Source organism: Streptomyces sp. NRRL S-37, assembly GCF_000721605.1.
Lineage (GTDB): Bacteria > Actinomycetota > Actinomycetes > Streptomycetales > Streptomycetaceae > Streptomyces.
The window spans coordinates 205,473-225,354 of the sequence record NZ_JOIZ01000003.1; the positions used below are offsets into that span (position 1 = coordinate 205,473).

The window sequence follows — 19,882 nt, forward strand, 5'->3', positions numbered from 1 at the left end:
TCGCCGTCCGTATCCGAAAGGTGCACCGACGCATGGAGACCACTTCCCCGGGCGCTGCGGCGTTCCCCGGACCGGATGTCCTGGAGAGGCGCCTCGCCGCCTTCCTCGACCTGCGGGGACTGAGCAAGGACGCCGTGCTCAAGGAGGCCGACCAGGGCATGGGGACGCCGGCCCTCGCGGTCGCCGCCGGGTCGGTGCTCGCGGGCTTCGGCAACGTGCGCAGCGACCTCGATCTCCTGGTCCTCGTCGAGAACGAGAACCTCAAGCGTTTCCCCATCCAGTCCCACGAGCACGGCACGCTGATCGACATCGGCATCCGCCGGGCGAGCACCGTCCGGGCGAGTGCCGCCGCGCTGACCGCCGATCCGTGGCCGCGCTTCGAGAGCGTCACCGAGGACGCCTGGAACCACCGGCGCCGTACCCTCAGCACCGTCTCCCGGCTCGCCCTCGGACTGCCCCTCGCGGTCGTCCAGCCCTGGGACGTCTGGCACGCGGGGCTGCGCGGGCCCTGGCTCGCGGAAGTCCTGCGGGAGTGGTGGGTGGTCGAGGCGCACCGGCTCGCACAGGCCGCCCGCTGGCTGCTCGACGCCAAGCCGCTGACGGCCGCGGTCCGGGCCCGCGAGGCGGTCGTCGCCGCGCTGAACGCCCGTGCGGCCGACGGCGGGGAACTGTACTTCGCCGCCAAGTGGGTGGGCGAGAAGCTGAAGGTGCTCGGCGACCACGAGAACCTGCGGCTGCTGCGCACCGTCCTGACGCCCGCCGATCCCCGCGAGCGGGTGCCGTTCTGCCTCGACGCCGTCGAACGGCTCGTCGGTCCCGCCGGGACGCTGCACACCGTGCTGCGCTGGGCCACCGGCGCCGGGGCCATGGAACTGGACGACCGCACGGTCGTGGACCGCTGGCAGCTGCGGGCCCTGGAAGTACGGCGGCTCGGCCTGCCGGCCGCCGACGGCGACGGCGTCGTCTGGTCGGGGCCGGCCGGCACCCCGCCCCCCGAGGATCTTCTTCCGCTCTTCACGCACAACATGGTGTGGCTCGGTGTCGCCCACCCGGCTCCGGAGGTTCCCGCGTGACGCATTCCCCCACGACCGTGACCGGCGACACGGCCACCGGCCCCGCCGAGGCGTCCGCCGACCTCCGGCGGCTGCTCACCTTCCGCGGCCACGGCGCCGCCCGTCTCCTCCTGGGCTGCCGGGCCCGCCTGGAGGACGTCGAGGGCGCCGTCGCCGCCGGACAGGACGAGGTCGCCGTCCTCATGGCGTACGACCTGATCCAGCTGTCGCTGTCGATCCGCGGGCTGCGCACCGAGGGCGAACTGATGTACGGCCACGACGAGGCCGCCTTCGATCCGTTCGCCGGTCTTCCCGCCGAGGAGGCGGAGGCCGGGACGGCGCTCGCCGCCGAGGGACTGGACGCGGCCGGTGAGCGAGGCGAGGCGTGGCTCCAGCGGCTGCGCGACCACCTCGCGGAGACCGAGGCGCAGCTCGGGTACACCGAACCGCTGCCCGACGTCCGGTCCGGCAGCGGCATGATGAAGGGCTTCAAACTCGCCCGTACCTGGCAGCCTCTGATGGACCGCGTCGGTCTGCCCCCGCTGCTGCCGGACGCCTGGACGCGCCGTGCCGACTGAGCCGGGGCCGGTCCGGCCACCGGCCCTCTCCGTGCGCGGAGCCGGCAAGAGCTACGGCCGCACGATCGCCCTCGACCACGTCGACCTGGAGATCGCCGAGGGCACGATCGTGGGCCTGCTGGGACACAACGGCGCGGGCAAGACCACGCTGATGTCCCTGATCGCGGGCCTGGTGCGGCCGGACGCCGGGGAGATCGAGGTACTGGGGCACTCCGTGACGCGGCATCCGCGCCGGGCCCGCCGCGAACTCGGCCTGGCCCCACAGGAACTGGGCATCTACCCGCCCCTGACGGTACGCCAGAACCTGCGGTTCTTCGCCGAACTGGCCGGTCTGCGCGGCAAGGAGGCCCGGCGGCGTACCGAGGAGGTCGCCGAACCCCTCGCGCTCACCGGGCTGATGGACCGCCCCGCGTCCCGGCTCTCCGGCGGCCAGCAGCGCCGTGTGCACACCGCGATGGCACTGATCCACCGGCCGCGGCTGGTGCTTCTCGACGAGCCCACCGCGGGTGTCGACGTGGAGACCCGGGCCCGCCTCGTCGCCCACGTACGGGAGCTGGCCGCGCAGGGCACCGCCGTCTGCTACTCCACGCACTACCTCCCCGAGATCGAGGACCTCGCCGCGGACGTGGCGGTCCTGCACCAAGGGCGCGTCATCGCCCGCGGCTCCGTCGACGACCTGGTCCGGCGGCACGGCGACAGCGCCGTGGAACTGGTCTTCTCCGGCACGCCTCCCGAACTCGGCCTGCCCTGGCCGGTGACCCGGCAGGGCGACACGCTCCTCGTCCGGGTGGAACAGCCCCACCTGGTCACGGCCCAGGTGCTGGCCGCCCTGGGCGACGCCGCCGCCCGGCTGTCCGCCCTGCGCGTCGTCCGGCCCAGCCTCGACAACGTCTTCCTGAGGCTCACCGGAGGGCAGCACGGCGGCAACGGGGAAGACCACACGAGCACGGACAGGATCGGGGCGGAGCAGCATGCGTGACGGGGCACTGACACGGATCACCGCCCTCGTCCGGCAGGACGTCCGGCTGCTGCTGCGCGACCCCGCGCCCCTGGTGGTCCGCACGGTCATGCCGCTGCTCATCATGGGCTTCATGCAGCCGCTGTTCCGCGCCGCCCTGCGGGCCGGCGGCGAGGCCGCCGACGCCAACGGCGCCGAACAGGCCGTCCCCGGCATGGCGGTGATGTTCCTCTTCTTCCTGGTGAACGTGGTCGGCTTCGCCATGTTCCGCGAACACGGCTGGAACACCTGGGACCGGCTGCGCGCGAGCACCGCCCGCCCGGCCGAGCTGCTGGCCGCGCGCGTCGTCGTGCCGCTGGCCGCCGCGGTGCTCCAGCTCGCCGTCATCTTCGGGGCCGGGGGAGCGCTGTTCGGCCTGCGGGTGACGGGCTCCTGCCTCGCCCTGGTGGTGGTGGCGCTGCCGCTGGCGCTCTGCGTGGTCATGGTGGGCATGGCGCTGGTCGCACTGTGCCGCACGATCTCCCAGCTCAGCGTCATCGCCAACCTCCTGGCCCTGGTCTTCGCGGGACTCGGCGGCGCCCTGACCCCCCAGTCGGCGATGCCGGACTGGGCGGAGCCCTTCGCTCCCGCCGTGCCCAGCTACTGGGCGATGCGCGGCTTCAACGAGGTCATCCTGCGCGGCGGCGGGGTCGCGGACGTCCTGCTGCCGGCGGGTGTCCTCTGCGCCTTCACGGCCGGACTCACCGTCGTCACCCTCGTCTTCTTCCGGGCCGACCACCGCAAACTCTCCTGGTCCTGAGCGGTAGGCCGCCGGATCCGGGACGCCGTCAGAGAGGGACACCCATGTCCGCGCTCGTCGTCTTCGACTGTTTCGACACCCTGGTCACGTCCCGGCCGCTGCCGGGCCCGGAACGGTTCACCGCCGTCCTCGCCGACACGCTCGAGCTGGACACCAGGTCCGCCGGCGCCGTCGTGCACACCGTGTACGGCACCTTGTACGAGGTCATGACGGACCCGGGCGCCTCGCAGCCCGCGACCCTCGACCTGATGGAGGGCGCGCTGCGCGCCCAGGGCGCCGTCCGGGAGCGAGCCGCGGTGGAGGGGGCCCTGTGGCGAGCGCTGGGCTGCGCCGACCCCGGCGGATACGCCCTGTGCGCGCCGGTCGCGGAGGCCGCGCGCCGGGCGCACGAGGCGGGCCACACGCTCCGGATCCTGTCCAACTGCTACCTGCCCGGCACCCTGATGTGGGACCTGCTGCGCCAGGCCGGGGTGCCCGACGTCTTCGACCGGGGACTGTTCACCGCCGACGGCGGCCCGAAGAAGCCCGACGCCCGCGCGTTCCGGCGGATCGGCGAGGGCGGCTTCGAGCGCCGGGTGATGGTGGGCGACTCGGCCGGACTCGACCTCGTACCCGCCGCCGCCCTCGGCTGGGACACCGTCCGCGTGACGCCCGGTGCTCCCGTGCCGGACGCGTTCTTCACCCTGCTCGAGCTGTGACGACGGGCCGGGCGAGGCCCGTGCGGGACCTGTGACGACCGGCGGAGCCGCATCCGCCCGATCTCGCGTTCCGCACAAAGAAACACCCGCTGAACTACGGCGGCCACGCTGCCTAGAGTCGATCCGTCACGGCGAGCCGGGCACCCGGGCCACCGGGCCGGCCGGTCCGTGACGGGCGAAGGGAGAACCATGAGCACGGCTGCCGAGAACACGGCAGGACACCCCGACGACGGCGTGCCGCCGCACCGGGCTCTGCTGGACGCCGGCTGGAGCACGGCGTGGACACCGCCCCGGCTCCGCGAGGGAGTCACCGGCACCGAACGCATCAAGGACCTCGCCGCGGCCGGATACGCCGCGCTGCCGATCCCCGAGGACCTCGGCGGCGCCGGCGCGAACCTGGCCGGGACGGCCGCGGCGCAGCGCGCGCTCGGCAGGCTCGACCCCTCCGCCGCGGTCGCCCTGAACATGCACGCCTTCACGGTCGGCCTGATGGTCGACTACTTCCGGCGGCACCGCGACACCACGTGGATGCTGCTGGAGGGCATCGCACGCTCCGGCGCCCTCGTGGCGTCCGCGTTCGCCGAGCCCGGCGGCAGCCCCAACTTCATGACCAGCCGCTCCGAGGCCGTCCCGACCGGGAAGGGCTACCGCGTCAGCGGCGTCAAGTACCCGTGCTCGCTGGCCACCACGGCCACCCTGGTCTGCCTGACGGCCCGCGTCACCGGCACCGACGAGACCATCCTCGCCCTGATCCCGAGCAGTTCGCCCGGACTGGACGCCGAGGGGGAGTGGCCCTCGCTCGGCATGCGGGAGTCCGACACCGCCCGGCTGGTCCTGCGGGACGTCGAGGTCGACGACCGGCTCGTCTTCCACCGCGGCCCCGCCGACGTCATCGACGAGAACGTCACCGCCGGCATGGCCTGGTTCTCGGTGCTGCTGACCGCCACGTACCACGGTGTCCTCAGCGGCCTGCTGGACACGGCGTACCACGGTGTGAACGTCTCGCGGCGTTTCGGCCCGCGCACCGCCCTGCTCGGCCGCGCCACCCGCGAACTGCTGACCCTCGGCAGCGCCTGCCGCCAGCTCGCCGCGGACATCGACAACGGCACCCTGGACGGAGCGGCGGCCATGGCCGCCGCGGTGGGACTGCGCGCCACCCTCAGCGACACCCGCGACCGGGTGGTGTCCCTCCTCACCCCGGTCGTCGGCAGCCGCCTCTACGGGCGCGGACAGCAGGCGGCCGGGCTCGCCCTCGACTCGCTCGCCGCCCACCACCACCCGCCGTCCCTCCTGGTCTGCGACGAGGTCGTCGGCAGCTTCGGAACCGGGCGTGAGATCACCTTCGACCCGGCCGACTGACGCCCCGCCGCTGCCGCCGGACGCCGCGGAACCCACCCCGGGCACCACACAAGGAGACACACCACCATGCCGCATGTCGAGGTCAACCTGCCGATCAAGGCCCCGGCGGCCGAGGCCTGGACGGCCGTCACCCGCCTCGAGGACTACGCCGCCTACATGGAGAACGTCGAGTCGGTCACCGTGATCGGCGAGACCGACACCGGGGCCCGTACCAGTGAGTGGTCCGTCCTGCTCAAGGGCTCGGTCCTGGAGTGGATCGAGGCCGACACGCTCGACCACGACGCGAGGGTCATGTCCTTCGACCAGGTCTCCGGGGACCTCGACGTCTTCAACGGGTACTGGCGCGTCGAGGACACCGGCGACGGCACCTCGGTCGTCACCTTCGTCGTCGACTTCGAGATAGGCATCCCGCTCCTCGCCGACATGCTCAACCCGGTCGCCACCAAGGCACTGCGGGAGAACGCCGAGCACATGCTGCACGCCATCGAGCGGCGGATCACGGCGGTCTCGTGACCGTGCCCGCGAGGATCCTGGTCACCGGTGCCACGGGGGCCGTCGGCAGCGCCGTCATGCGCGCGCTGCGGGCGGCCGGCCACACACCGCACGGTGTCAGCCGCCGCGGCGGCGAGGGGGAGCACCACTCCGCCTGGCACATCGGCACGCAGGAGCCACCGCGGGAGCTGCGCGGCCCCTGGGACACCGTCGTCCACTGTGCCGCCGACACCCGCTGGAACCTTCCCGACGAGGACGCCGAGGACGCCAACGTCGTGCCGTTGCGCGCGGTGCTCTCCCTGGCCGGCCCCGAGACCCACTTCGTCCACCTGTCCTCGTCCTTCGTCACGGGCCTCGAGGGCGACATCACCTCCTCCTCGCGCGACGCCTACCGCAACTCCTACGAGTGGTCCAAGGCGCACGCCGAGCGGATCGTCAACGCCGAGCGGGACGGCGCCGACATCGTGCGCTTCCCGATCGTCATGGGTTCCCGGGCGGACGGCGCGCTCGACCGCTACAGCGGCTTCTTCTGGCTGCCCGCCGCGATGTGCAACGGCGCCGTGCCCGCGCTCGTCGCGGAGGAGAAGGGCCTGCTGGACATGGTCAGCACCGACGACGTCGCCGGGCACGTGACCCGGCTGCTCGACTCCGGTCCACCGCGGGGGCACCGGCTGTCGGTGCTCGGCCGGGGCGACGGCGCCCAGCGGGTCGGCGACGCCTTCGACACCGTGCTCGACGCCCTGAACGACTGGCGCGCCGAGCACGATGTGACCCCGCTGGACCGGCTGCCGTACGTGACACCCCAGCAGTGGAACCGCTTCTACCTGCCGTTCGCCGAGGAGTACCTGGACCGGGCGCAGTTGCTGAAGGTGACCGCCTTCCGCGCCTACCAGGGCTACCTGTCGGTGACCGACCCCTTCGACGTCACCGTCCGGGTCCCGGACACACGGGACGTGCTGTACCGGTCGATCCGGCGCTGGGCCGACACCCACGAGGCGTCCGCCCGCCGGGTACCGCGCCCCTGGCGCGCCTGACCGCCCCCGTTCCCCCGCCTCCCCCTCATCACCGAGAAGAGATGGCCATGCTGTCGATCGAACGAGACTCCCGCACCGTCGAGGACCTCCCCTACGAGCTCGTCGAGCGCAAGGGCGTCGGCCACCCCGACACCATGTGCGACGCCATGGCGGAGCGCATGTCCCGCTACTACTCCCAGCACTGCCTGAAGGAGTTCGGCGGCGTCGCCCACCACTGGTTCGACAAGGTCACACTGTACGGCGGCGGCGCCGACGTCGACTTCGGACGGGGCGAGATCACCGCCCCGTACCGCGTCAAGGTGTTCGGCAAGGGCGCCTACCGCGTCGGCTCCACCGAGATCCCGGTGCACGACATCATGTTCCGTGCCGCCGCCGACGTCCTCTCCGAGGTCACCACCGGTTTCGATCCCGGGCGTCACCTGGTGGTCGAGCTCGGCATCGTCGACCACCAGGGCTCGGGCCGCGGCGTCTCGCGCTACCAGCCGGCCTCCGCGGCCGACCTGGTGCCGCTGCGGGCCCCCGGTCTCGTCTCCAACGACACCAACCTGCTGCACGGCTACGCGCCGCTGTCACGCCTGGAGACGGTGGTGCTCGGCCTGGAGAACCTCATCAACGGCGCCGACTTCAAGAAGCGCCACGCCGACACCGGCTGGGACGTCAAGGTCTTCGGCAGCCGCCGCCGGGACACCTTCAGCCTCGTCGTCAACATGCCGTTCCTCGCGGCCGACATCGAGACGATGGACCAGTACTGGGCCCGCAAGTCCGTCATCCAGCAGGAGCTGGAGGCGTACGTGGCCTCGCTCGGCATCCAGGACGTGCAGATGCTGATGAACGCCACCGACCGCAACGGCCGCCCGTACCTCACCGCGATCGGCTCCGTCGCCGACACCGGAGACGTCGGCGTCGTCGGCCGCGGCAACCGCGTCAACGGCCTCATCACCCCGATGCGCCCGATGAGCATCGAGGCACCCGCCGGCAAGAACCCGCTCGACCACACCGGGAAGATCTACAACGTGATGGCCATGCGCCTGGCCCGCGAGGTCCACGAGCGGTTCGGCGGCCCCTCCCAGGTGCACATCTTCACCTCCAAGGAAGCCCCGCTGGAGGCCCCGGACGAGGTCGTCGTCACCTCCCTCGACGCGGACGAGACCGCGCTGAAGGAGCTGGTGGAGAAGACGGTCGCGAGCTCCGGCGACCTGACGGCGGAACTGATAGAGACGGGCATCACCCTGTGGTGACCCCCGAGGAGGTACGCGCCCTGTCGGCCGCGGCGCCGGCCACCCGGCGCCGCGCCGACAGCGGCCGGCCGCGGACGCCGGCGCCCGACGGCGGCAGCCACGTCGCCGTCGTGGTCAAGCCCGAGGTCATGACCGCCCCGCACGCCGCCGGCATGGCGGCGGCGGCGGTGGAGGCACTCGGCCGCCAGGGAGTGTCCGTCCTGCGCTGCGCGGTCGTCCCGGCCGCGGACTTCGCCGCCCGTGGCGAGCTGCTGCTGCACTACCCCCGCCTGCACCGGGTGGCCGTCGACGGCGTCGCCGCGCTGACCTCCGGCGCCCGCCGCGAACTCGACGCCCTGCGGGAGGAAGCGGGCGTCCGCGACGTCCTCCCGGCCTACGTGGCGATGGCCCACGGCGGCCTGTCGCCGCGCGCGCTGGAGGACCGCTGCCGGGAGGCGGGCATCAACAAGCTCGGCTCCGGCTCGTACGCCTCCGTCACCGAGGTGGGCGGCCGGCCGACGGTGGTCCTCAACGGCTTCCTGCCGGCCCTGGACCAGGGGTACCGCACCCCGAACGCCCTGGTCGGCCTGCTGGAGTGCCACAGCGCGCGACCCGTGGCGGAGCTGCGTGACGAGGTACTCGGCGAGCTGCACCCGTTCCACGCCGCACCCGGATCGCTGCGGGGCACCCTCGGGGCCCTCGCCCGCGAGCACGGCATCGAGCTCTCGGAGGGGCGCAACGCCGTGCACCTGTCCGCGGGACACCTGGAGGGCATGTTCCAGAACTGGCGGTACTTCACCGCCGGGGACGGCGACGGCCTGGACGGCACCCCCTTCGGCCGGGCCCTGTTCCGGGCGGGCGTGGACCTGGACGCGGTGGCCGCGCTCGCCACCGACCCGGACGTCACCGACGGCACCGGGCGGACGCTGTCCCCGCACGGAGCCACCGAGAACCTGGACCGCGACGAGGCCGTCCGCCTCGTCGGACGATGGACCACCACGAAGGAGCTGGCAGGATGAGGGGCCGGGAACGAGGACTCGCCGGACGCACCGCGATGGTGACCGGCGGCGCGCAGGGCATCGGAGCCGCGGTCGTCGAGCGCCTGTGCTCCGAGGGCTGCCGGGTCCTGGTCTACGACAAGAGCGCGGAGCACGGCCGGGCCGCGACCGAGAAGTGGACGGCCGAGGGGTACGAGGTCCGGCTCGCGGTGGGCGACGTCATGGACACCGCCGCCGTCAAGGCCGCCTTCGCGGGCCTCCCGGACGACTGGGACCGGCCGACACTGCTGGTCAACCTGGCTGCCGGGTTCGTCTTCAAGGGGCTGGAGGCGACCGCCGAGGACTGGCACGCCGCGCTCGACCCCACCATCGTCGGACTCTCGCTCGTCACCCGTGAGTTCGTGGCGGGCCTTCCGGAGCGCGACGCCGACGCGGCCGTCGTCAACATGGCCTCGATCTCGGCGCACATCTCGCAGAGCGGCTACCTGACGTACAACACGGGGAAGTCCGCCGTACTCGGCTTCACCCGGTGCACGGCCGAGGAACTGGCCCCGCGCGGCATCCGCGTCAACTCGGTCAGCCCGGGCACCGTCTGGAACGCCAACAACGAGCGCTTCCACCGCGAGGCCCTGGGCCTGGACCGGGCGACGGCCGAGGCGGCACCCGAACACGGCGGGAAGTTCCTGCTGAAGCGGTTCGCCGATCCCGAGGAGATCGCGGCGCCGATCGCGTTCCTGCTCTCCGGTGAGGCGAGCTTCATCACCGGCACCGATCTGCCCGTCGACGGCGGATACCTGGCGGTGTGAGCCGGTGATCGACCTCCACACGCACCACGAGCGGTGCGGGCACGCCACCGGTTCGCTGCGCGACTACGTCACGGCGGCGCTCGACAAGGGCGTCAAGGTGCTCGGCCTGTCCGACCACACACCCATGTTCGCGGAGGAGGCCGACCACGCACTGCCCCCGGTGGCGATGCCCAAGTCGGAGTTCCCCTCGTACATCGCCGAGGCCTTGGCGCTGAAGGAGGAGTTCGCCCGCAGCATCGAGATCCTCGTCTCCACCGAGGCGGACTTCTTCCGGGGCCGGATGGACCCCTACTCCAGGGAGCTGGCCGGGTACCCGCTGGACTACGTCATCGGCTCCGTCCACATGTTCGAGGGCCGGGACATCTTCGACACCACCCGCTGGGAGACCGTCGAGGACGGCGAGGACGCACTGGCCGCGGTCAAGGGACGGTACTTCCGCGCGGTGGCGGAGTGCGCGCGCTCGGGGCTCTTCCAGGTCATGGGGCACGTGGACGCTCTCAAGGGAAACCGCCCGGAACTGGGGACCGTCCCCGCGCCGGCCGCGGCCGACGAGATGCTCCGGGCGATCCGCGACGCCGGTGCCGTGATGGAGGTCAACACCTCGGGCGGCACCAAGATGCACGGCGGCTGGTACCCGGAGCACGACCTCCTGGAGCGCGCCCACCACTTCGGCGTGCCCCTCACCTTCGCCTCCGACGCGCACGTCCCCGAGCGCGTCTGCGACCAGTACCCGGATGTGGTGCGCGTGCTGCACGACATCGGCTTCCGCACCTGGACGGTGTTCCGCCGGGGCGTGCCCCGCACACTCCCCCTGGCCTGACGCCCGCACCGTCTACCAGGTACGTCATCACGAACTTCTCGAGTGGCTCCGGCGTTGACCCCCGTCGGCGCGCGGCGGGGCGGATCCGCCGGCGGCCGGTGATGACGAGTTGTCCGGCGCAAACCCTGGCCGGCGGGAATACTTGACGTAGTGCCAGTTTGAGCGAGGGGGCGTGAGGGCGGCATGAGGGCAGAGAACGCGGAGGGCAGTGAGGGCCGCGACGGCGCGTGCGGCCGGCGGTTGTACGACGTCGTTCATGATGTGGTGGCGGAGACCGCGCCGTACGAGCTGCCGCTGTTGACCGGACTTCGGCAGTATGACCAGGAGGAGATGGGCCGAAGACTCGTCCGGCGGGCCCGGCGTGACGACCCTCTCGGATTCGGGATGGGCGAGGTGGTGGTTCTCGTGAGCCCCGTCGTCTGGGTGGTGGTGCAACAGGTCGCCAACCGCATCAGCGAGGCGGCGGTGACCGGGGCCCAGAAGCGCGGCACCGCACTCTGGCATCGGCTGCGGCGCCGCCCCGGCTCCGCCCCGGAGCAAGCGGAGCTTCCGGAATTCAGCGCCGAGGCACTGCGGGAGGTCTGGGCGGGCGTTCTGGACAAGGCCAAGCAGGCCGGCATGGAGGAGGCCCGGGCGCAGCAGCTCGCCGACAGCGTCGTCGGCCGTCTGGTCAGGGCCGGCAACGGCGAGAGCGAGGTGTGACGTCGGAGGCCCGGCCCGAGGCGTCCCTGCCGGAAGAACCGGGAGAACCGACACTCGACGAGCGCGTCCTCATCACCGGCACCACGGAGCGGTTCGTCCTGCTGCTGGTGCTGTGTGTGGCGGTGAGCGTCGGCGCGGCGCACGAGGCCGCCGGACACCTCGCACGCGCCTGGGGCGGACGCCTGCTGGTCGTCCTCCTGCCCTACCTCGCTTCGGCGGCGTTGGCCATCGCCGCGGGCTGGCTCTACCGGAAACTCCCCGGGTGGAGGGTCCGGCGAGGCCGGCTGGTCCCGATAGCGGAGATCGCCGACGGCGGCCGGGTGCGAGCCGAGCTCGACCGCCTGTGGAAACGGTCGCACCTGCGGGTGGAGCCGGCCTGGTTCTACGCACCCGGGGCACCGTCCGCCGGCGCCGCCGTCCTCGGCACCCACCGGCATCCCCAGGTCTGCCTCGACGCCGGCCTCGTCGCGTGCGCCACACTCGCTCCCGCCACGTTCCGGGCCGTGGTCCTCCACGAGCTGGCGCACATCCGTAATCGGGATGTCGGCATCACCTATGCCACCGAGTCCATGTGGCGGGCCCTGATGGCCATGGTGCTGCTCCCCAAGGCAGTCGTGATCCTCATCGGGGTGGTACTCGGCGGAGTCATCACCCCTCCGGTGTCCCTGAACCCGTACGATCTGGCCCAGGACGCCCTGATCGTGGCGCTGGTCTACCTGACCCGGGCCGACATCCTCCGCACCCGTGAGATCTACGCCGACCGCACGGCCGTTCACCTCTGGCACGTCGATCCCGCCGACCTGCTCCCCGCCCGCGGGGAACGACCGCTCGGCCAGGGCCGGCTCGCGCGCTTGCGTACCGCCGCGGTGGAGGTCTGGCACACTCATCCGTCCTGGCGGCTGCGCGGCCGGGCCCTTGCCGATTCCGAGACGCTGTTCGCGCAGCGGGCGTTCCCCCTGCTGCTCACAGGGCTGGCCGCCGACATCGCCGCAACGCGGCTCACGTCCCCGTTCCGTGCGGCCGGTGAGTGGCCGGCCGCTACGCGGGACGCGATGACCTCGATGTCCGGCTCCTCGTGGGCGTGGCCCGCCCTGGGGCAGTATCTGCTGGTCGGCGGCTTGACCGCGCAGATCGGAGGGGTCGTGCTGTGGCGCGCCGTTCTCCACGCGGTGCTCACCGGCCGCTCCGTGCCCGCAGGCTGGTGGGCGGGGCTGTGGCTGGGCGCCGGACTCGCCCTGGGCGAGTTGTCGAACGCCGGCGTCAGGGAGGGACAGCCGCTGCCCGCCCGCCCCGAGGTCCTGGTGCTCCTCGTCGCCGTGGCCGTCCTGCTGATGAGCTGGACCGCGCAGTACGCGGAGTTGCGCATACGAACCTATCGGGGGCGAAGCATCAACCTCCATATACGTGCGGGACTGCTCGTACCCGGGCTCGTCCTGGCGTTCGTGCTGCTGTGGTGGGTGAGGGAAGCGTGGATCACCGGCTGGCACTTCTCCGTCACCGAGGCGCTGGAATGGGCTGAACTTCCCGCACATGACGCACCCTTGGCCGTGCGGGTGATGGCGATCCTCACCGCTCTGCCCGGCAGCGACATGGGCTTCACAGGGCTGTGGTGGTCGGTGCCGCTCCTGTGGCTCGTCCCCCTCCGGCTGTGGCTGGCCCGGCGGCCCCTGCCGACCGTGGGGAATCGGTTCGGACGCATCAGGCGTGCCGGGGCCCGCCGGCGGGCCCGCAGGCTTCAGCTGCTTCTGGAGCAGGTGCAGCAGTCCCCCGACCACAGGCCACCGGACCTGGTGACCGAGCTGTTCGCCGGAAAACGCGCGGCCATGAGGGTGCTGCTTCGTTTTGTGGCGTACGGCGGCGTCGTGTTCCTCGGCTTGCTCCTTCTTCTCTCCTTCCTGACGGCCGTCGGCAGGCTGGGCGGCATCGTTCCGGGAATGCTGCTGTGGTCCGTCATTCTGCTGATATGGCGCCGGATCGTCCTGGTGATATGGCACCGGCACGGACGGGACCGCGAGGGCTACTGGCTGGACCTGGTGCGACCGGGATCGGTGCTGCCCGCCGCGCACGTTCCCGAGCTGGTTCCCCTCGTCCGTATCGGCGTCGTAGGCGGCCTGCTGTGCTGTGCCGGTATCCTCGCGGAGCCGATGGTCACCGGCTCCGCGGCGGGAGGGACCGGCTGGCGGATCGACAGCATCGAAAATCTCGCCTGGATCACCGTGGTGACCGGCACCGTGATGCTGGTGACGGGGGTGGTGGCCGGATGGACCGCTCACGGTCGTCATCCCGTCCTCACCGCTCTGGTGGCCTCCGGCCTTTCCGGCTTGATCGGCCTGCTGTGCCAGAGCGTCAGAGGTGTCCTCGACGGGTGTCTGGGCCCGGCGAACAGTCTTGCCCGGACGTGTACCTGGCAGCCGGGCCGCTACGCACCCCTGGTCGAGTACGCGCTGGGGTATGTGATGACCCTCGGACTGCTGGCAGCCGCGGGGGGAGCGGCACTCTCCCACGCCCTGGCGACGGTGCTGAGGGCACGCAGGCGCCTGAGCGGGCCGCCGCGCGGCACGACGGACGCACCTCGCATGGCCGGTCGTCGCCCCGTGATCGAGTTCCTCCATACGATCACCATGGGGCTCGTTCTCAGTACCACCGTCTTCCAGACGCTGGTCGTGTCCGCCCCTCTGCACCCGAACGACCTGCTGATCCAGTACGCGATCTCCCCGACCGGACCGGGCCGGTCGGTGAACTCACCCCTCATCGATCGGATGTCCCACCTGGAGGGCGTCCGTGATCGGACCGCGGACGCCCGCCACATCATGGCGGAGGCTCTCGCCACCATGCCCGCGACCCCACAACGCCACGACGTCATCAGGGTGGCGAAGAGGCTGGAGCCGGCCTGTGCCACATGGACCGGCATCCTGCGAGACGCCGAGGACCGAGGCCGCCGGATCAGCATGTCCCTTTCGCCGGACCTCGAGCAGGCGTGGGATCACTACCTTGCCGAGACCCGGATCACCAGGGACCACTGCCTGACCGCCACCGAGGCGGAAACCGCGGCCGAATTCGACGAGGCCGTCGAGGAACTTCTGCCTGCCATGGAGAACCAGACGAAGGCGCTGACAGCGGCCATCGACATCGTTCTGTCGGCGTAAGCCGCTCCCGGAACGCCCGGCACCCGATGCGACCCGTCACACGGGGCGAGTGCCTGTCGCGGGTCGAGCACGACACCGACGGCACGACGGGGACGGCTGCCGCGACGACAACAGTCACACCGACACCGCCGAAGTCGCCGGTGGCCCGGCGAAGGGCGACGGCAACGCCGGCGCGGGGCGGTGAGCCGGGGCAGGGCCCCGGCTCGGCCCTTCTCCCGGTCTCGCTCCGGCCCGCAAGACGACGCCTTCGGTTCCGGCCGAAAGCCCCGAAAAGCCCCAGAGGCGCCACCACGCCCCTTCATGCCTCGCGTTCATACAGGTCAGCAAGGGCGTGGCGGCGCTTTTTCTGAAAGATGTCAGATGTCCCGGAAGATCTCGATCTGCGCCCCGATGGAGTTCAGCCGCTCCGCCAGGTCCTCGTAACCCCGGTTGATGACGTACACGTTACGCAGGACCGACGTGCCCTCCGCGGCCATCATGGCCAGCAGGACGACCACGGCCGGGCGCAGGGCGGGCGGGCACATCATCTCCGCGGCGCGCCAGCGGGTCGGGCCCTCGACCAGGACGCGGTGCGGGTCGAGGAGCTGGAGGCGGCCGCCGAGGCGGTTGAGGTCGGTCAGGTAGATGGCGCGGTTGTCGTAGACCCAGTCGTGGATGAGGGTCTTGCCCTGGGCCGTCGCCGCGATCGCCGCGAAGAACGGGACGTTGTCGATGTTGAGGCCGGGGAACGGCATCGGGTGGATCTTGTCGATCGGCGCCTCCAGCTTGGAGGGGCGGACGGTGAGGTCCACCAGGCGCGTGCGGCCGTTGTCGGCGAAGTACTCCGGCGTGCGGTCGTGGTCGAGGCCCATCTCCTCCAGGACCGCCAGTTCGATCTCCAGGAACTCGATGGGGACCCGGCGGACCGTCAGCTCCGACTCCGTCACCACGGCCGCGGCCACCAGGCTCATCGCCTCGACCGGGTCCTCGGAGGGGGAGTAGTCGACGTCGGCGTCGATGGTGGGCACGCCGTGCACGGTGAGCGTGGTGGTGCCGATGCCGTCGACCTTGACGCCCAGTGCCTCCAGGAAGAAGCACAGGTCCTGGACCATGTAGTTGGAGGAGGCGTTGCGGATGACGGTGGTGCCGTCGTGCCGGGCGGCGGCGAGCAGCGCGTTCTCGGTGACGGTGTCCCCGCGCTCGGTCAGCACGATCGGGCGGTCGGGGGCGACGGAGCGGTCGACCACCGCGTGGTACTGGCCCTCGGTCGCGGCGATGTCCAGGCCGAACCGGCGCAGCGCGATCATGTGTGGCTCGACGGTGCGCGTGCCGAGGTCGCAGCCGCCGGCGTACGGGAGCATGAAGCGGTCCAGGCGGTGCAGCAGCGGGCCGAGGAACATGATGATGGAGCGGGTGCGGCGGGCGGCGTCCGCGTCGATGGACGCGAGGTCCAGCTCGGCCGGCGGCACGATTTCCAGGTCGACGCCGTCGTTGATCCAGCGGGTGCGCACGCCGATGGAGTTCAGCACCTCCAGGAGACGGTAGACCTCCTCGATGCGGGCGACGCGGCGCAGCACGGTGCGCCCCTTGTTGAGCAGCGAGGCGCACAGCAGGGCCACGCACGCGTTCTTGCTCGTCTTGACGTCGATGGCGCCGGAGAGACGGCGGCCGCCCACCACGCGCAGATGCATCGGACCGGCGTAGCCCAGCGAGACGATCTCGCTGTCCAGGGCCTCGCCGATCCGGGCGATCATCTCAAGGCTGATGTTCTGGTTTCCGCGCTCGATCCGATTGACGGCGCTCTGACTGGTGTTGAGCGCCTCGGCGAGCTGCGTCTGCGTCCACCCACGGTGCTGACGGGCGTCACGGATGAGCTTGCCGATGCGTACGAGGTAGTCGTCTGACATGAGAATGAGGTTATCTCAGATATGAGATGGCACCTCCTGGGGGGGCCATTCGGGTGATGTGGCGTCAGTGTCCCCTGGTGCGGCGGCTCTGGCGGGTCCGACGCCATCCGAAAGGTCCGGGCAAATCCGCTGATGTCGTACGACGTCCCGTGCTGCTGCGGGTGTACCGGGGGCCGTTCCCGCCGCCGGTGGTGATGGACCACGACCGCTTGTTGATGTTCAGCCGTACCCCCGGAAGGATCCGGAAGCTCTTGCGAAACGTGAGCGGCATCCCTGTCTCCCTTTCCGTCCCGAACTGACTCCGTCTCAGTCGGTTACCCCGTCCGGGCGCAAAGATGGCGCCGGGCCGTGACGCGGCGGAGGGTGGAGGGTGGGGCGGGGTGGCGTACCGGGTCCGGGCATGACCATTCGGCCCTTGTGTACTAGAGTTATCTCGACATCGAGATATCTGCCGAGGCGCACCGCAGCCGCCACCCTGGTAAGGGATACCTAACTTAGCCTTACCTCAGCGGATAGGCCAGGGCGGCGTGGCGGCAGGATGCGGTGGTACGCGCACATCAATGAAGGAGACTGTCGTGTCGGCGAACAGCTTCGACGCCCGCAGCACGCTGCAGGTGGGCGACGAGTCGTACGAGATCTTCCGGCTGGACAAGGTCGAGGGCTCCGCGCGCCTTCCCTACAGCCTGAAGGTGCTGCTGGAGAACCTGCTCCGCACCGAGGACGGCGCCAACATCACCGCCGACCACATCCGCGCCCTGGGCGGCTGGGACTCCCAGGCCCAGCCGTCGCAGGAGATCCAGTTCACGCCGGCCCGCGTGATCATGCAGGACTTCACCGGCGTGCCCTGTGTCGTCGACCTCGCCACCATGCGTGAGGCCGTCAAGGAGCTGGGCGGCGACCCGAACAAGATCAACCCGCTCTCCCCGGCCGAGATGGTCATCGACCACTCCGTCATCGCCGACAAGTTCGGCACCAACGACGCCTTCAAGCAGAACGTCGACCTGGAGTACGGCCGCAACCGCGAGCGCTACCAGTTCCTGCGCTGGGGCCAGACCGCCTTCGACGACTTCAAGGTCGTCCCGCCCGGCACCGGCATCGTCCACCAGGTGAACATCGAGCACCTGGCCCGTGTCGTCATGGTCCGTGACGGCAAGGCCTACCCCGACACCCTGGTCGGCACCGACTCGCACACCACCATGGTCAACGGCCTCGGCGTCCTCGGCTGGGGCGTCGGCGGCATCGAGGCCGAGGCCGCCATGCTCGGCCAGCCGGTCTCCATGCTGATCCCGCGCGTCGTCGGCTTCAAGCTCACCGGCGAGCTCACCCCCGGCACCACCGCCACCGACCTGGTGCTCACCATCACCGAGATGCTGCGCAAGCACGGCGTCGTCGGCAAGTTCGTCGAGTTCTACGGTGAGGGCGTGGCCGCCACCTCCCTCGCCAACCGCGCCACCATCGGCAACATGTCGCCGGAGTTCGGCTCCACCGCCGCGATCTTCCCGATCGACGACGAGACGCTGAACTACATGCGCCTGACCGGCCGCAGCGACCAGCAGGTCGCCCTGGTCGAGGCGTACGCCAAGGAGCAGGGCCTCTGGCTGGACCCGAAGGCCGAGCCGGACTTCTCCGAGAAGTTGGAGCTCGACCTCTCCACGGTCGTGCCCTCCATCGCCGGCCCGAAGCGCCCGCAGGACCGCATCGTCCTGGCGAACGCCGCCGAGCAGTTCAAGCAGGACGTGCGCAACTACGTCGACATGGTGGACGAGGCGGGCCAGGAGTCCTTCCCGGCCTCCGACGCCCCCGCCGTCACCAACGGCGTGCCGTCCAACCCGGTCCCGGTCACCGCCGCCGACGGCACGACCTACGAGCTGGACCACGGCGCGGTGACGGTCGCGGCCATCACCTCCTGCACCAACACCTCCAACCCGTACGTCATGGTCGCCGCCGCCCTGGTGGCCAAGAAGGCGGTGGAGAAGGGCCTGACCCGCAAGCCGTGGGTCAAGACCACCCTCGCCCCGGGCTCCAAGGTCGTCACCGACTACTTCGAGAAGGCGGGCCTCACCCCGTACCTCGACAAGGTCGGCTTCAACCTCGTCGGCTACGGCTGCACCACCTGCATCGGCAACTCCGGCCCGCTGCCGGAGGAGGTCTCCAAGGCGGTCAACGACCACGACCTCGCCGTCACCTCGGTGCTCTCCGGCAACCGCAACTTCGAGGGCCGGATCAACCCCGACGTCAAGATGAACTACCTGGCGTCCCCGCCGCTGGTCGTCGCCTACGCGATCGCCGGCTCCATGAAGGTGGACATCACCACGGAGGCCCTCGGCACCGACACCGACGGCAACCCGGTCTACCTGAAGGACATCTGGCCCTCCGAGGCCGAGGTCAACGACGTCGTCGCCAACGCGATCGGCGAGGACATGTTCTCCAAGTCCTACGCCGACGTCTTCGCCGGTGACGCCCAGTGGCAGGCGCTGCCCATCCCCACCGGCGACACCTTCGAGTGGGACGCCGAGTCCACCTACGTCCGCAAGCCCCCGTACTTCGAGGGCATGGGCATGGAGCCGGCCCCGGTCGAGGACATCTCCGGCGCCCGCGTGCTGGCCAAGCTGGGCGACTCGGTCACCACCGACCACATCTCCCCGGCCGGTGCCATCAAGGCCGACACCCCGGCCGGCAAGTACCTCACGGAGCACGGCATCGAGCGCCGCGACTTCAACAGCTACGGCTCGCGCCGCGGCAACCACGAGGTCATGATCCGCGGCACGTTCGCCAACATCCGCCTGCGCAACCAGATCGCGCCGGGCACCGAGGGCGGCTACACCCGCGACTTCACCCAGGACGGCGGTCCGGTGTCGTTCATCTACGACGCCTCCCGCAACTACATCGAGCAGGGCATCCCGCTGGTCGTCCTGGCCGGCAAGGAGTACGGCTCCGGTTCGTCCCGCGACTGGGCCGCCAAGGGCACCGCGCTGCTCGGCGTCAAGGCCGTCATCGCCGAGTCCTACGAGCGCATCCACCGCTCGAACCTCATCGGCATGGGCGTCCTGCCGCTCCAGTTCCCGGAGGGCCAGACCGCGTCCTCCCTCGGCCTGACCGGCGAGGAGACCTTCTCCGTCTCCGGTGTCACCGAGCTGAACGAGGGCACCACCCCGCGCACGGTGAAGGTCACCACCGACACGGGCGTCGAGTTCGACGCGGTCGTCCGCATCGACACCCCCGGTGAGGCCGACTACTACCGCAACGGCGGCATCCTGCAGTACGTGCTGCGCAGCCTGATCCGCAAGTAAGCGGTCCGGCAGGGCAGTTGAGGGCCGTATCCCCGGCGTCGGGGATA

Annotated in this window: 17 protein-coding genes; 15 read left to right on the forward strand and 2 right to left on the reverse strand. The window is 71.2% G+C overall.

Going from position 1 to position 19,882, the window contains the following annotated elements; translation table 11 throughout:
* The first annotated feature begins 32 nt into the window (after positions 1–32).
* The 14 genes from IH50_RS0105075 (at position 33) to IH50_RS0105140 (ending at position 14,659) form a co-directional block, all read left to right on the forward strand.
* Complete coding sequence (locus IH50_RS0105075; protein ID WP_030857672.1) at positions 33–1,073, forward strand: hypothetical protein; 1,041 nt, start codon at positions 33–35, stop codon at positions 1,071–1,073.
* A complete protein-coding gene (locus IH50_RS0105080) occupies positions 1,070–1,630 on the forward strand; it encodes a hypothetical protein (protein ID WP_234328088.1) in 561 nt (186 codons plus the stop codon). The genes IH50_RS0105075 and IH50_RS0105080 overlap by 4 nt, the downstream gene beginning before the upstream one ends.
* Complete coding sequence (locus tag IH50_RS0105085; protein ID WP_037872021.1) at positions 1,620–2,609, forward strand: ABC transporter ATP-binding protein; 990 nt, start codon at positions 1,620–1,622, stop codon at positions 2,607–2,609. Before IH50_RS0105080 ends, IH50_RS0105085 begins: the two co-directional genes overlap by 11 nt.
* On the forward strand, positions 2,602–3,387 hold the full coding sequence (locus IH50_RS0105090) for an ABC transporter permease (protein ID WP_030857678.1): 786 nt from the start codon (positions 2,602–2,604) through the stop codon (positions 3,385–3,387). Before IH50_RS0105085 ends, IH50_RS0105090 begins: the two co-directional genes overlap by 8 nt.
* Before the next feature lie 44 nt (positions 3,388–3,431).
* Positions 3,432–4,085 carry an HAD family hydrolase gene (locus IH50_RS0105095; RefSeq protein WP_051767176.1) on the forward strand — a complete coding sequence of 218 codons (654 nt, stop codon included), beginning with the start codon at positions 3,432–3,434 and terminating at the stop codon, positions 4,083–4,085.
* A 189-nt stretch (positions 4,086–4,274) separates the two neighbouring features.
* Entirely contained in the window at positions 4,275–5,444 is a 1,170-nt protein-coding gene (locus tag IH50_RS0105100; RefSeq protein ID WP_030857682.1) for an acyl-CoA dehydrogenase family protein, read from the forward strand.
* Between the two features lie 66 nt (positions 5,445–5,510).
* Positions 5,511–5,957, forward strand: a complete 447-nt coding sequence (locus IH50_RS0105105) for a type II toxin-antitoxin system RatA family toxin (protein ID WP_030824543.1) — start codon at positions 5,511–5,513, stop codon at positions 5,955–5,957.
* Complete coding sequence (locus tag IH50_RS0105110; RefSeq protein WP_030857685.1) at positions 5,954–6,970, forward strand: NAD-dependent epimerase/dehydratase family protein; 1,017 nt, start codon at positions 5,954–5,956, stop codon at positions 6,968–6,970. The genes IH50_RS0105105 and IH50_RS0105110 overlap by 4 nt, the downstream gene beginning before the upstream one ends.
* A gap of 47 nt (positions 6,971–7,017) precedes the next feature.
* A complete protein-coding gene (locus tag IH50_RS0105115) occupies positions 7,018–8,208 on the forward strand; it encodes a methionine adenosyltransferase (protein ID WP_199822046.1) in 1,191 nt (396 codons plus the stop codon).
* Positions 8,205–9,206 carry a hypothetical protein gene (locus tag IH50_RS0105120; RefSeq protein WP_158801165.1) on the forward strand — a complete coding sequence of 334 codons (1,002 nt, stop codon included), beginning with the start codon at positions 8,205–8,207 and terminating at the stop codon, positions 9,204–9,206. Before IH50_RS0105115 ends, IH50_RS0105120 begins: the two co-directional genes overlap by 4 nt.
* Positions 9,203–9,991, forward strand: a complete 789-nt coding sequence (locus IH50_RS0105125) for an SDR family NAD(P)-dependent oxidoreductase (RefSeq protein WP_030857691.1) — start codon at positions 9,203–9,205, stop codon at positions 9,989–9,991. Before IH50_RS0105120 ends, IH50_RS0105125 begins: the two co-directional genes overlap by 4 nt.
* A gap of 4 nt (positions 9,992–9,995) precedes the next feature.
* Complete coding sequence (locus tag IH50_RS0105130) at positions 9,996–10,811, forward strand: histidinol-phosphatase (protein ID WP_030857693.1); 816 nt, start codon at positions 9,996–9,998, stop codon at positions 10,809–10,811.
* Between the two features lie 183 nt (positions 10,812–10,994).
* Positions 10,995–11,513, forward strand: a complete 519-nt coding sequence (locus tag IH50_RS0105135) for a hypothetical protein (RefSeq protein ID WP_234328089.1) — start codon at positions 10,995–10,997, stop codon at positions 11,511–11,513.
* Positions 11,510–14,659 (forward strand): M48 family metalloprotease, encoded by a 3,150-nt coding sequence (locus IH50_RS0105140; RefSeq protein ID WP_030857697.1) that lies wholly within the window; start codon positions 11,510–11,512, stop codon positions 14,657–14,659. The genes IH50_RS0105135 and IH50_RS0105140 overlap by 4 nt, the downstream gene beginning before the upstream one ends.
* A gap of 356 nt (positions 14,660–15,015) precedes the next feature.
* Here the strand turns inward: IH50_RS0105140 and IH50_RS0105145 are convergent, their stop codons facing one another.
* Together IH50_RS0105145 and IH50_RS39380 are read right to left on the reverse strand one after the other, a co-directional pair.
* Positions 15,016–16,545 (reverse strand): UDP-N-acetylglucosamine 1-carboxyvinyltransferase, encoded by a 1,530-nt coding sequence (locus tag IH50_RS0105145; RefSeq protein ID WP_030857700.1) that lies wholly within the window; start codon positions 16,543–16,545, stop codon positions 15,016–15,018.
* Positions 16,546–16,609: 64 nt separating this feature from the next.
* On the reverse strand, positions 16,610–16,816 hold the full coding sequence (locus tag IH50_RS39380; RefSeq protein ID WP_078913860.1) for a DUF4236 domain-containing protein: 207 nt from the start codon (positions 16,814–16,816) through the stop codon (positions 16,610–16,612).
* A 304-nt stretch (positions 16,817–17,120) separates the two neighbouring features.
* Between IH50_RS39380 and acnA the strand changes: the two genes are divergently transcribed.
* The gene (gene acnA, locus IH50_RS0105155) at positions 17,121–19,835 is read left to right on the forward strand and encodes an aconitate hydratase AcnA (protein ID WP_030857701.1); all 2,715 of its coding nucleotides are present in this window, start codon (positions 17,121–17,123) and stop codon (positions 19,833–19,835) included.
* The last annotated feature ends 47 nt before the right edge of the window (positions 19,836–19,882 follow it).

Bases quoted from the DNA above. Each gene is read 5' to 3' on its own strand.
- IH50_RS0105075 (WP_030857672.1), top strand. From the start codon at position 33: ATGGAGACCACTTCCCCGGGCGCTGCGGCGTTCCCCGGACCGGATGTC.
- IH50_RS0105090 (WP_030857678.1), top strand. From the start codon at position 2,602: ATGCGTGACGGGGCACTGACACGGATCACCGCCCTCGTCCGGCAGGAC.
- IH50_RS0105095 (WP_051767176.1), top strand. From the start codon at position 3,432: ATGTCCGCGCTCGTCGTCTTCGACTGTTTCGACACCCTGGTCACGTCC.
- IH50_RS0105100 (WP_030857682.1), top strand. From the start codon at position 4,275: ATGAGCACGGCTGCCGAGAACACGGCAGGACACCCCGACGACGGCGTG.
- IH50_RS0105105 (WP_030824543.1), top strand. From the start codon at position 5,511: ATGCCGCATGTCGAGGTCAACCTGCCGATCAAGGCCCCGGCGGCCGAG.
- IH50_RS0105115 (WP_199822046.1), top strand. From the start codon at position 7,018: ATGCTGTCGATCGAACGAGACTCCCGCACCGTCGAGGACCTCCCCTAC.
- IH50_RS0105125 (WP_030857691.1), top strand. From the start codon at position 9,203: ATGAGGGGCCGGGAACGAGGACTCGCCGGACGCACCGCGATGGTGACC.
- IH50_RS0105135 (WP_234328089.1), top strand. From the start codon at position 10,995: ATGAGGGCAGAGAACGCGGAGGGCAGTGAGGGCCGCGACGGCGCGTGC.
- IH50_RS0105145 (WP_030857700.1), bottom strand. From the start codon at position 16,545: ATGTCAGACGACTACCTCGTACGCATCGGCAAGCTCATCCGTGACGCC.
- IH50_RS39380 (WP_078913860.1), bottom strand. From the start codon at position 16,816: ATGCCGCTCACGTTTCGCAAGAGCTTCCGGATCCTTCCGGGGGTACGG.